The organism is Klebsiella sp. LTGPAF-6F, assembly GCF_001753185.1.
Taxonomy (GTDB): Bacteria; Pseudomonadota; Gammaproteobacteria; order Enterobacterales; family Enterobacteriaceae; genus Klebsiella; species Klebsiella michiganensis.
On sequence record NZ_CP017450.1, the window covers coordinates 5,761,170 to 5,773,589 of the forward strand.

The window sequence follows — 12,420 nt, forward strand, 5'->3', positions numbered from 1 at the left end:
CTGCCGCCTGCGCTTTTGCAGCACACTATGCTAAACATACCGTCATTCAGGAGAATTGGAAACGATAAAATTGCGGAGTATGTAACAGATAAGTGACAAATAAAAACCCGCGCCGGAATAAACCGAACGCGGTGGCATGAGCAACGCGACTACCAGCCCGCAGGCAGGTAGCCAAAGGCCGAAGCGATGGCGTAGGCGGCGCTGCAAAGATAGAGCAATACGATGAAGATCTGGATTAAGGGATGCGTGATTAGCGCCGGGCAGGTCCAGCCGGGGGTGATGTCACCCTGCCGACGCGAGCCTTTGAGGATCAGGATCGGCATGATAGATAAAATCACCCCGCTAAATACTCCGGCAAAATAGAGCGCGTTCACGAAGGACACCATCCCGCTATAGGCCAGAATAAAAGGCGGCACGGCGACCACTAACAGCACCTTAAAGCGTTTGAACGGCTGCTCGTCGTTACCCAGGCGAAACTGATCGAAAATATTGGTCAGGAAGCTTCCGCCCAGCCCCCAATAGGAGGTCAGCATCGCGCAGAGCGCAAAAAGATTTGCCGAGAAGAAAGCCCACTCGCCGAGCGCCCTGCCCCAGGAAATGGTTGCCACATCAGAAATATTATCCAGCCCGCTTAATGCAATCACCGAAAGCGGGACCAGCGCCAGCAGGCAAAAGGTTAATAACATCCCCACCATAATAGCCTTCGGCAGCTTCTCCGGTTTATCGGCGAAACCGCGCGCCATTTCCGGCACGATATACTGCGCGGAGAAGCAGAACGCGACCACATTAAACACTGGCACCATATACAGCCAGTTACCTTCAAGTAAATAACTCACGCTCGCGGTTTCTTTCAGCAACGTCGCGGCAACCAAAATGGTTATCATAACGACCATGCCGATACTGATGAATTTCTCACCCCTGCCAATCGCCTTCAGGCCAAGATAAAGCACCCCGGCCGCCGGAATAAAAAACAGCGCGCTGCCCAGGGCCGGCGAGATGCCGAATAACGAATGCAATAATTTTCCGCTGCCGGTCATATAAGCCGTCAGCGCGCCGACGCTGTTGACGCAAACGGAGAGGAACATCATCAGCGCGCCAAAGCGGCCGACGTAGCGCTGCGACAGGCCGCTAAGCTGCAGATGCTTACGCGTGCGCAGCGTCGATTCCGCCACGTAGAGCATGGTGATGGTCGTCAGGCTACCGACCACAATCAGCCAAAACAGCAGCGGCAGAAAGCCCGCTTTGCTGGAGGCATAGGCGATGGATAGCACCCCAGCGCCGATATTGGTGCCGACGATCATCGACACGCCTTCAATGAAACTGAGGGATTTTGCAGGTACAGCGGTACGCTCCCGGCTCGTCAGAGCCGGAGAAAAGGTGGAGTTGTCAGACATAATATTTAATGAGATGGTCACTCCCTCCTTCCCGGTACTATGCTGAGGACAGGCTTTCATTCGGAGAACTATCATGGAAAACATTGCGCTCATTGGTATCGATCTGGGTAAAAACTCTTTCCATATTCATTGCCAGGATCGTCGCGGGAAGGCTGTTTACCGTAAAAATTTACCCGGCCAAAGTTGATCGAATTTTTGGCGACATGCCCCGCTACAACCATCGCAATGGAAGCCTGTGGCGGTTCTCACTTTATGGCACGCAAGTTGGAAGGGTTGGGGCATTCCCCAAAGCTGATATCACCACAATTTGTCCGCCCGTTCGTTAAAAGCAATAAAAACGACTTTGTCGACGCCGAAGCTATTTGTGAAGCTGCATCGCGTCCGTCTATGCGTTTTGTGCAGCCCAGAACGGAATCTCAGCAGGCAATGCGGGCTCTGCATCGTGTCCGTGAATCCCTGGTTCAGGATAAGGTAAAAACAACCAATCAAATGCATGCTTTTCTGCTGGAATTTGGCATTAGCGTTCCCCGAGGAGCTGCCGTTATTAGCCGACTGAGTACCATTCTTGAGGATAATAGTTTGCCTCTTTACCTCAGCCAGTTATTGCTGAAATTACAACAGCATTATCACTATCTTGTTGAGCAGATTAAAGATTTGGAATCCCAGTTGAAACGAAAGTTGGACGAAGATGAGGTTGGACAGCGCTTGCTGAGCATTCCCTGCGTCGGAACACTGACAGCGAGTACTATTTCAACTGAGATTGGCGACGGGAAGCAGTACGCCAGCAGCCGTGACTTTGCGGCGGCAACAGGGCTTGTACCTCGGCAGTACAGTACGGGAGGTAGGACGACATTGCTGGGAATTAGTAAGCGAGGTAATAAAAAGATCCGAACTTTGTTGGTTCAATGTGCCAGGGTATTCATACAAAAACTGGAACACCAGTCTGGCAAATTGGCCGATTGGGTCAGGGATTTACTGTGCCGGAAAAGCAACTTTGTCGTCACTTGTGCTCTGGCAAACAAGCTGGCCAGAATAGCCTGGGCCCTAACGGCACGACAGCAAACTTATGTAGCATAACGGCAGAAATACACCGGTTTAAAGAATTACTGATCTGGTTTTGCGAATACTGATATTGATGATACTAACGGCCCACCGGCCTGTTGAGGAACCTGTAAAACGGAAAGGCTCATTGAAGCCGTATATTTTCTGGAGGTTCATCAGGCGCGGAACTCATCAAGGCGCGGGAATAAAATCCCATTCAGACGCCGGATAGATTCAAGCAAGCCAACTTGTCGTCAAAATCGGTGTTGCAAAAACGGGAGTGACCATAGATTCCGTTTTATTCCGGCAGCGTGCGCCGCCGGAAAAAAGGTGATATCAGGGTGAAATACCACTCACGCTGAGCATGAATAACCAGACTGCGGCTTCCTGTTTCTGTTGGGCTTCCCTGCCGCCGCAACTGGATGTAAGACTGACTAGCCCTTCAGCACGCGGGCCAGAATATCCAGCGCTTTCGTAAACTGCGCATCCGGAATCGTTAACGGATAGAGGAAGCGAATGACGTTGCCATAGACGCCGCAGCTCAGCAGCAGCAGGCCGTTCTCCTGGGCTTGTTGCTGGATTTGACGGGTGATCTCCGCCGACGGCTCGCCGGTTTGCGGATCGTTAAACTCTACCGCCACCATCGACCCCTGGCCTCGTACGTCAGCAATCGCCGGGCAGCTTTGACGCGCCTGATTCAGCACCTCTTTCAGATGGCTGCCTAAGCGCTCAGCGCGCTGGCACAGCTGTTCTTCTTCGATCACGTCCAGCACCGCATGCGCGGCCGCGACCGCCAGCGGGTTACCGGCATAGGTGCCGCCCAGACCGCCCGGCGCAGGCGCATCCATCACCTCGGCGCGACCTACCACGCCGGAGAGCGGGAAACCGCCGGCCAGGCTTTTGGCCATCGTCATCAGGTCAGGCTTCACATCATAGTGCTGCATCGCAAATAGCTTGCCGGTGCGCGCAAAGCCGGTTTGTACTTCATCGGCAATCAGCAGAATGCCGTGGGTATCGCACAGCGCGCGCAGCGCCTGCATAAACTCAGGCGGGGCAACGTTAAAGCCGCCTTCCCCCTGAATCGGCTCCAGCACAATCGCCGCCACCTGATCGGCCGCGATATCCGCTTTGAAAATGCGCTCCAGGCTCTTCATCGCATCGGCGGTGGTAATGCCATGGGCGGCGTTAGGGTAGACGGCGTGATAAACCGAGCCCGGGAACGGGCCGAAACCAATCTTGTAAGGCGCCACTTTGCCGGTCAGCGCCATGGTCATAAACGTACGGCCGTGGAAGCCGCCGCCGAAGGTAATCAACCCCGGACGACCGGTATAAGCGCGCGCGATTTTCACCGCGTTTTCAACGGCTTCCGCCCCGGTGGTAAAGAACGCCGTTTTTGCCGGACCGTCAATCGGCGCCAGTTCGTTAATCCGCTCGGCCAGCGTGACATAGCTTTCGTACGGGACAATCTGGTAAGCCGTGTGGGTAAAGGCCTGCAGCTGCTGTTCAACGGCGGCAACGATTTTGGGGTGGCGATGGCCGGTATTCAGCACCGCGATGCCGGCGGCGAAATCGATCACCTCATTCCCTTCAATATCCCACAGCGTAGCGTTCTCCGCTTTCTCAACAAAGTAGCTGCACATCACCCCTACGCCGCGCGGAGTCGCCTGCTGGCGACGCTGATTCAGTTCTGAACTTTTCACCGAGAATCTCCTGTCATGTGTGTCACGTTATCGCAACAAATCCGAAACTATGTCGTTTATTTACACAGGATTTGGCCCTATAATCGAGTACCAATTCAGATTATCTGAGGGATCCAATTGCGTTCGCTTATCGCAGACCTGGTGCTGGTCAGATTGCAGAAAGAAACCGACCCGCTCCTGCACAAGCGCCTTTACAAGGCGATTCGCCACGCCATTCTGGATGGTTCTCTCCCGCCCCATAGCCGCCTGCCCCCTTCACGGGATCTGGCGGGAGAGCTGAGAATGTCGCGCAACACAATTTTAACAGTTTACGAACAATTGCTGGCTGAAGGGTACGTCGTGTCCCGTCGCGGCAGCGGAACATTCGTCGCGAAAACGCTGCCCGATATGTTTCTTCCCGCCAGCAGCGCCAGTGAAAGCAGCCCTGCGCCAGCAGCCAGCGCGCCCATCTCCCGGCGCGGCCAGCATCTGCTGGGGCACATCAGCGCCAGTCCGCGTCAGTGGGGGGCGTTTATCCCCGGCGTACCGGACGTCAATGCGTTTCCCCACCCGCTGTTCAGTAAAATCCAGGCGCGTATCAGCCGCCGTCCAAAACCCGAACAGCTCAGCTATAGCTGTAACGGCGGAACGGCCGAGCTGCAGCACGCGTTGGTGGACTATCTGAGAGTAGCGCGCGGCGTTCAGTGCCAGGCAGATCAAATTCTTATTACTGAAGGGATCCACCAGGCTATCGACCTGATCACCCGCATGCTGTGCGACCGCGGCGATCTCGCCTGGGTGGAGGAGCCGTCCTACTGGGGCATTCGCCATGTGCTGGCGATGAATGAAGTGCGGGCCGAGCCCGTAGTGGTTGATGCCAGCGGCCTGTGTCCGCCCGAAAGCATAGCCGAAGCGCCGCGGCTGATCTTCGTTACGCCATCCCATCAGTACCCCCTTGGCGCGGTAATGAGCCTTGAGCGCCGACAGCGCCTGCTCACCCTGGCCCATCAGCACGGCAGCTGGATTGTGGAAGATGATTACGACAGCGAGTTTCGCTTTTCCGGCCAGCCGATCCCGGCGCTACAGGGCTTAGTCCCCGAAGCGCCGGTGGTCTACGTCGGTACGTTCAGTAAAACGCTCTACCCGGGGCTGCGGCTGGGCTACGTCGTGCTGCCTCGCCCGCTGGCGGCTGAACTCAAAAACGCCCACGCCGAGCTCTACCGCGGCGGCCATTCGCTTATTCAGCTGGCGCTGGCGGAATTTATCAACGCCGGTCATTACTCGGCGCATATTCGCCGCATGCGCCTGCTCTACAGCCGCCGTCGCGTCTTTTTGACCGAGCTGATTCAGCGGCACTGCGGGCCGCACGCGCTGTCGGACTTCAGCGATAATGCCGGACTGCATTTGATCCTGAATTTGCCGGATGAGGCGGATGACGTGGCGATTGCCCGCGATGCCAACGCGCGCCATATTTTGGTGCGTCCGCTGTCGCGCTATTACCTGACGGCGCAGCGGAAGAAAGGGCTGTTGATGGGTTTTGCTTCGCAGCCGGAAACGCAGATGGAACCGGCGTTCAACGTCCTGCTTGAGTGTCTGAAAATGCACTGCCCGCAGGCGCTGGCGGAGGCAGAAAAACAAAACGCCCCATCGTAATGTGGGGCGTTATCGGGGGACTGGCGCTCAGATTAGGCTTCGATAGCGGCGCGCAGTTTTTTCATGGCGTTCTTTTCAAGCTGACGTACACGTTCAGCCGACACGCCGTAGCGGTCTGCCAGCTCCTGCAGCGTGGACTTGTTGTCTTCGTCCAGCCAGCGGGCGCGGATGATGTCCTGGCTACGTTCGTCAAGACCCTGCATCGCGTCGGTCAGCTTGTTTGCCGCCTGCTCTTCCCAGTTATCGTCTTCAATGCCGTCGGCAAAGTTAGACGTTTTATCCTGCAGATAGAGCACCGGCGCCATCGGCTGGCTATCGGACTCATCATCCGACGACATGTCGAAGGTCATGTCCTGCGCCGCCATACGTGACTCCATCTCACGCACGTCTTTGCTCGACACGCCCAGCTCGCGGGCCACCATTTCGACTTCATCCTGGTTAAACCAGCCCAGACGCTGCTTGGTTTTGCGCAGGTTAAAGAACAGCTTACGCTGTGCTTTCGTGGTCGCGACCTTCACGATACGCCAGTTACGCAGCACGTATTCATGAATTTCCGCTTTGATCCAGTGCACGGCGAAGGAAACCAGACGCACGCCCACTTCCGGGTTAAAACGGCGCACGGCTTTCATCAGGCCAATGTTGCCTTCCTGAATCAGATCCGCCTGCGGCAGGCCATAGCCCGAGTAGTTACGAGCAATATGAACAACAAAGCGCAGGTGAGACAGGATCAGCTTTTTCGCTGCTTCCAGATCGCCCTGGTAATGCAGCTTTTCAGCAAGCTCCCGCTCTTCATCAGCCGATAACATCGGCCAAGTGTTAGCAGCCCGGATGTACGATTCCAGGTTACCAACGGGGGCTAAGGCTAAAGTTTGCATATCTTTGGTCATTCAAATCCTCTCAATCGATATCTTCTGGCATCTTTCTGTCCTCACAACGGAGCAACAAACATGCCAGCATTGATGAGCAACGAGAATATCACTCACATTAGTATCAGACAGTGATTTTATCCACAAGTTCCATGCAATGATGTGAATAGATTACGCACAAAATGTGACATGGTTATGAAGTTTAGGGAAGCGTCGACAGGGACTCTTTCCCTGCAGAGAGATATTCAGTGCAGGGAAAGATTATACCAGATTTTTACTACTCGGGAGTAAAGTGACGTAAATGTTGAACGGTTGCCAGCCAGGCGGCGACCCAGCCAATCATCGAGCAAACAATCAGCATCAGCAGGCACTCGTCAAAGCCTAAGCCGCTGAGTTCAAACTGCGTGCCGAAGACTTTCGCCACTTCGGTGACCGCCGACGACAGGCGCATGACCATAATTTCCGACAGGATCAGCGACAGAAACGCGCCGGAGAACCCCAGCAGCGCCCCACCGTAAAGGAACGGACGCAGAATAAAGCCGTCGGTCGCGCCAATCAGTTTCTGCACGTTAATGGTATCGCGGCGGGCGAAGATGCTCAGACGCACGCTGTTGCCGATCACCAGGAAGACCGCCGCCACCATCAGTACGCCGATCATCGCCGAAACGCGTCCGACCAGCCCGGTCAGCGACGAGAGCCGCGCAAACCAGCTGTCATCCATACGCACTTCATCAACGCCCTGAACGTGGCTCACGCGGTCGCGCAGCGTGTTCAGCGCTTCAACGCTCTGGAAATCAATCTTCGGCACCACGATCGCCACCGCCGGCAGCGGGTTCTCTTCCAGCATATCCAGCGCGCCGCCGAAGCCTGACCAGTTGCGGAATTCGCCAAGGGCTTCATCGCGCGACAGATAGTTAACCTTCTCGACGCCCTGCTCCGCCTGCAGCTGGCCGACTACCCGGGCAGCCGCATCGTCATCCAGCGTTTTTTCCAGATAAACAGTGATTTGCGGCGTGGGATAATACTGCGACGCCGCGGTGCTGACGTTTTTGTAGACCATGTAGCACACGCTTGGCAGGGTCAACGAAATGGCGATCACCATCACCGTCAGAAACGTCGCCAGCGGCGTGCTTTTCAGATCCTGTACCGCGCCGTGCCAGGCGTAGCGCACCTGTTCATTGAATACGTTGCTCTTGCGGGAAGCCGGATTCGGCGCCGCTTTTGGCCGCTTCGACGCATTGCGCCCGCCGCTACCGCCCGCTCCGCCCGCATTGCGGAAACGGTCGAATCGATTGCCGAATCGGCGAATGTGGTTCATTGCCTCGCGCTTATTCACCGATGTGGCCTCCATGCATATGCCCCTCGCTGAGGGACAGGACGCGGTACGGACGACTGGAGATAAGCCCCAGGTCATGCGTCGCCATCAGCACCGTCACCCCAACGCGGTTAAACTCTTCAAACAGACGTAAGATCCCTTCCGACAGCGCCTCGTCGAGGTTACCGGTCGGTTCATCCGCCAGCAGGACCGCAGGTTTGTTCACCACCGCGCGGGCGATGCCCACGCGCTGTTGTTCCCCGCCTGAAAGCTGAATCGGCAGGTTTTTCGCTTTGTCCAGCAGCCCGACTTTATCCAGCGCCGCCGAGACGCGGCGACGGATGTCATCCCCGCTGGCGCCGGCGATAATCAGCGGGATCGCTACATTATCGTAAACGGTTCGGTCCATCAGCAGATGGTGGTCCTGGAAAATCATGCCAATCTGACGGCGCAAAAACGGCACCTCGCGGCTCTTCAGGCGGCTAATATCATGGCCGCCGAAAAGGATTTTGCCGGCGCTGGGCCGTTCGATACCGCAGATAAGCTTCAGCAGGGTACTTTTCCCCGCGCCGGAATGGCCGGTCAGAAACGCCATCTCGCCCGCCTGCAGATGGAAAGTCACCCCCTGCAGCGCTTGTCTCCCACCGAGATAGGCTTTGCTGACTTGTTCAAAGCGAATCATTTTTAATCCTCTCGGGCAAAAAGTGCCTCAATAAAGTCGCCCGCATTAAACGGACGCAGATCTTCAATACGTTCGCCAACACCGATGTAGCGAATCGGAATACCGAACTGATCGGCAACCGAGAAGATAACCCCGCCCTTGGCGGTCCCATCCAGCTTAGTCAAGGTAATACCGGTCAGTCCAACCGCCTCATGGAACAGTTTGGCCTGGCTAATCGCGTTCTGCCCGGTGCTGGCGTCAATGGTCAGCATAACTTCATGCGGCGCATCGACATCGAGTTTTTTCATGACGCGGACAATCTTCTTCAGCTCTTCCATCAGGTGCGATTTATTCTGCAGACGACCCGCGGTATCGGCAATCAGGACGTCAATATTGCGCGCCTTCGCCGCCTGGATGGCGTCGAAAATGACCGATGCCGAATCCGCGCCGGTGTGCTGGGCAATCACCGGAATATTGTTGCGCTGCCCCCAAACCTGGAGCTGCTCAACCGCCGCCGCGCGGAAGGTATCCCCCGCCGCCAGCATCACCGACTTGCCCTGCTGCTCGAACTGACGCGCCAGCTTGCCGATGGTGGTGGTTTTACCGACGCCGTTGACGCCGACCATCAGAATCACAAACGGCGTTTTGCCTTCTACGTTCAGCGGCTCATCCACTTTCGCCAGAATATCGCCCATCTCTTCTTTCAGCAGGCCGTACAGCGCCTCAGCGTCGCGCAGCTGCTTGCGGCTGGCGTCGTTGGTAAGACGCGTGATGATCTTACGCGTGGTTTCCACGCCGACATCGGCAATCAGCAGCTGCTCTTCCAGCTCTTCAAACAGATCATCGTCGATTTTCTTACCGCGGAACAGACTGATAAATCCGGAACCGAGGTTCTGTTTGGTTTTTACCAGGCTGCGTTTGAGGCGGGCGAAGAAACCTTCTTTGGTCGGTTTTTCCTGCTCTAACGGCGTCACGACGGTTTCGTCCGGCACCACTTCAACGGCGTTTTCTGCCGCATCGGCCGCCGCCAGAGCCTGTGCTTCCAGCTCTTCATCGGTGATATCGGCCTCAGCCTCTTCTACCGTTTCGTCTGGTTCCGGCTGGTCAACGGCGGTTTCTTCAATAACTGCCGTTTCCGGTTCGGTAATGACCTCTTCCGGCGTCTGTTCAGCGACGGCTTCAGCCACTACCGGCTCGGCGATGACCTCTTCCACCAGCGGCTCAGCGACCGTCTCTTCAACCGCGGGCTGCTCCGCTATCTCCTCAACCGCCGGGGATTCGACAACCGCCTGCGGCTGTTCGCTCTCCACAACCTGCTCGGTCACCTCAACCACCTCGGCGGCAAAGGCTTCGGCATCCTGTTTCTCTGTCGCAGTGGCGTCGACCGTTTCCGGCGCAACCGCAGGCGCTTCGCTTTCCTGAGCCGGTTCTTCAACCTCTTGCTGGGCTTCTACTTTTTGTTCTGTTTCGCTTTCCTGCGCCTGTTCTTTTTGACCAAAGCCCAGCCAGGAAAAGAAGCCACGTTTTTTGTCTTTCGCCATTTGCGACTACACTCCTCGCTGTTAATTCATGGCACAGCTTCGGCCAGTAGGTAGCGGAAGCTGAAAAATGATGAAATTAGTCGGATAGTCTACCACTTAACTTAACTCGCATCACCGCCCCCGGATTAAGGTTTCGTCAACCGCCGCCGATCGTTAGAATAGCAGCCCGGAAGTTGAGACTTGAGCAAAGAGATGAAGAAACCAAACCACGCGGGCAGCGGCCAGATCCGTATTATCGGCGGGCAATGGCGGGGCCGTAAACTCCCGGTGCCGGAGAGCCCGGGTCTGCGCCCGACCACCGACCGGGTGCGCGAAACGCTATTTAACTGGCTGGCGCCGTCGATCGTTGACGCGAACTGCCTCGACTGCTTCGCCGGCAGCGGCGCGCTGGGCCTTGAAGCCCTCTCCCGCTATGCGGCCAGCGCCACGCTGCTGGAAATGGAACGCGGCGTCGCGCAGCAGCTGCAAAAAAATCTGGCGACCCTCAAAGCCAGCAACGCTAAAGTGGTCAATACCAATACTTTAGCGTTTCTTGCTCAGGCGGGCACGCCGCATCACATCGTGTTTGTCGATCCACCGTTTCGTAAAGGACTGCTTGAAGAGACGCTAAAGCTGCTGGAAAACAACGGCTGGCTTAGCGATGAAGCGCTTGTCTACATTGAGAGTGAAGTCGAAAACGGTTTACCGCCGGTGCCGATGAACTGGCACGTCTATCGTGAAAAAGTGGCCGGACAGGTCGCCTACCGTCTCTATCAACGTGAGGCCCAAGGAGAAAACCATGCTGATTAATTTTGGCCGCTTGCTGATGCTGTGCGTGTGGGCGTTTTTATTGCTGAACCTGTTTCAACCGTTCCCAAAACCGCTGAACATCTTCGTTAACGTAGCGCTGATCTTTATGATTCTGATGCACGGCCTGCAGCTGACGCTGCTCAAGGCGACGCAGACGAAAGAGATGCCGCCGCTGGGGCGCTTCGAGCAGATTCGTATTTTCATCTTCGGCGTGTTCGAACTGGTCGCCTGGCAGAAAAAGCTCAAGGCGACCCTGAAGAAGAAGTAATGCCAGGAAAAGGTTCAGGGGTCTGGCGTAAAGCCCATAAACCGCGAACCTTTATAGCTCAGGACGCCCTTATCGCCGACGCTTAGCGCATGATACTGCGGCGCCTGCAGACGAAAAACCACTTCCAGCCCGCCGCTTTCCGGCCTGAAGCTTGCTTCATAACGCATTTCGCTGCCGGCAGGCGTCACCGTCTGCTGGCGCGAACGGCGATCGTTAATCACCTTCTCCCGCTTATTGCTCACCACCACCCGTTTTTGCAACAGCGGTGCGGCATCGTTATCCATTTTTTCCCGACGCTGCTGCACATAGCGATACGACGCGGCAACCGCAATGATGGCAACGGCAACCATAAAAAACAGCGGAACTTTACTCATTCACCTTGCCCCCAGGAATTATCAGGAATAAGCATACTGTGGCTTGATTATCATTGTCATCTTCCTCTGCAAACCACTACACTGAGATTCAGTACTGTAAGTACAATCACTTACGTAATGATAACAGATACAGGGACTTACTATGCTTTGGTCATTTATTGCTGTCTGTTTCTCCGCATGGCTTTACGTCGATGCGTCCTATCGTGGGCCTGCCTGGCGTCGCTGGGTGTTTAAACCCGTCACGCTGATCCTGCTTCTGTTACTGGCCTGGCAAGCGCCGATGTTTAACGCCATCAGCTATCTGGTGCTGGCCGGGCTTTGCGCCTCGCTGGTCGGCGATGCGCTGACCCTGCTGCCGCGGCAGCGGGTAATGTACGCCGTGGGGGCGTTCTTTCTCTCGCATCTGCTCTACACCATCTGGTTTGCCAGCCAGCTGACGCTATCTTTCTTCTGGCCGCTGCCGCTGGTGCTGCTGATCCTCGGCGCGCTGCTGCTGGCGATTATCTGGACGCGTCTGGAAGAGATGCGGATGCCGGTGTTTACCTTTATCGCGATGACGCTGGTGATGGTCTGGCTGGCCGGTGAGCTGTGGTTCGCCCGCCCGACGGATACCGCCCTGTCCGGCTTCGCTGGCGCGGCATCCCTGCTGCTCGGCAACGCGGTCTGGCTCATCAGCCATTATCGCCGCCGCTTCCGCGCTGACAACGCGATCTCCTCGGCATTTTACTTCGCCGGGCACTTCCTGATCGTCCGCGCGCTCTATTTGTAATTAAGCGCTTGACTCTGGAGTCGACTCCAGAGTGTATCCTGCGGGTAATGAGAAAATTATCATTACCCGG

At 56.1% G+C, this 12,420-nt stretch carries 11 protein-coding genes and 1 pseudogene; 5 read left to right on the forward strand and 7 right to left on the reverse strand.

Translation table 11 applies throughout. The annotated features are described in order from the left end of the window. Positions 1-149: 149 nt before the first annotated feature. A complete protein-coding gene (locus tag BJF97_RS27055; protein WP_032694228.1) occupies positions 150-1,394 on the reverse strand; it encodes an aromatic amino acid transport family protein in 1,245 nt (414 codons plus the stop codon). A 73-nt stretch (positions 1,395-1,467) separates the two neighbouring features. On the opposite strand from BJF97_RS27055, the pseudogene BJF97_RS27060 reads away from it, so the two are divergent. Beyond that, a pseudogene (locus BJF97_RS27060) lies at positions 1,468-2,471 on the forward strand (IS110-like element IS4321 family transposase). Positions 2,472-2,869: 398 nt separating this feature from the next. Here BJF97_RS27060 and BJF97_RS27065 read toward each other — a convergent pair. Next, a complete protein-coding gene (locus BJF97_RS27065) occupies positions 2,870-4,135 on the reverse strand; it encodes a 4-aminobutyrate--2-oxoglutarate transaminase (protein ID WP_014839711.1) in 1,266 nt (421 codons plus the stop codon). A gap of 117 nt (positions 4,136-4,252) precedes the next feature. Between BJF97_RS27065 and pdxR the strand changes: the two genes are divergently transcribed. Next, positions 4,253-5,767: a MocR-like pyridoxine biosynthesis transcription factor PdxR gene (pdxR, locus tag BJF97_RS27070; protein ID WP_014839712.1), complete on the forward strand. Its 1,515-nt coding sequence runs from the start codon at positions 4,253-4,255 to the stop codon at positions 5,765-5,767. A 32-nt stretch (positions 5,768-5,799) separates the two neighbouring features. Here the strand turns inward: pdxR and rpoH are convergent, their stop codons facing one another. From rpoH to ftsY, 4 genes are all read right to left on the reverse strand, one after another. Further along, positions 5,800-6,654: an RNA polymerase sigma factor RpoH gene (gene rpoH / locus BJF97_RS27075; protein ID WP_004106554.1), complete on the reverse strand. Its 855-nt coding sequence runs from the start codon at positions 6,652-6,654 to the stop codon at positions 5,800-5,802. A 256-nt stretch (positions 6,655-6,910) separates the two neighbouring features. After that, the gene (ftsX, locus tag BJF97_RS27080) at positions 6,911-7,969 is read right to left on the reverse strand and encodes a permease-like cell division protein FtsX (RefSeq protein WP_025106848.1); all 1,059 of its coding nucleotides are present in this window, start codon (positions 7,967-7,969) and stop codon (positions 6,911-6,913) included. Then, complete coding sequence (ftsE, locus tag BJF97_RS27085) at positions 7,962-8,630, reverse strand: cell division ATP-binding protein FtsE (protein ID WP_004106557.1); 669 nt, start codon at positions 8,628-8,630, stop codon at positions 7,962-7,964. The genes ftsX and ftsE overlap by 8 nt, the downstream gene beginning before the upstream one ends. A gap of 2 nt (positions 8,631-8,632) precedes the next feature. Beyond that, a complete protein-coding gene (gene ftsY, locus BJF97_RS27090; protein WP_025106847.1) occupies positions 8,633-10,150 on the reverse strand; it encodes a signal recognition particle-docking protein FtsY in 1,518 nt (505 codons plus the stop codon). A gap of 192 nt (positions 10,151-10,342) precedes the next feature. Between ftsY and rsmD the strand changes: the two genes are divergently transcribed. Together rsmD and BJF97_RS27100 are read left to right on the forward strand one after the other, a co-directional pair. Continuing rightward, on the forward strand, positions 10,343-10,939 hold the full coding sequence (rsmD, locus tag BJF97_RS27095) for a 16S rRNA (guanine(966)-N(2))-methyltransferase (protein ID WP_014227097.1): 597 nt from the start codon (positions 10,343-10,345) through the stop codon (positions 10,937-10,939). Further along, positions 10,929-11,207, forward strand: a complete 279-nt coding sequence (locus BJF97_RS27100; protein WP_004106574.1) for a DUF1145 family protein — start codon at positions 10,929-10,931, stop codon at positions 11,205-11,207. Before rsmD ends, BJF97_RS27100 begins: the two co-directional genes overlap by 11 nt. Positions 11,208-11,221: 14 nt before the next feature. On the opposite strand, the gene BJF97_RS27105 is transcribed toward BJF97_RS27100, so the two are convergent. Further along, a complete protein-coding gene (locus BJF97_RS27105; RefSeq protein WP_004855078.1) occupies positions 11,222-11,581 on the reverse strand; it encodes a DUF2500 domain-containing protein in 360 nt (119 codons plus the stop codon). Positions 11,582-11,723: 142 nt separating this feature from the next. Here BJF97_RS27105 and BJF97_RS27110 point away from each other — a divergent pair, with 142 nt between their 5' ends. Continuing rightward, entirely contained in the window at positions 11,724-12,350 is a 627-nt protein-coding gene (locus BJF97_RS27110; RefSeq protein WP_004855080.1) for a lysoplasmalogenase, read from the forward strand. Positions 12,351-12,420 lie beyond the last annotated feature (70 nt).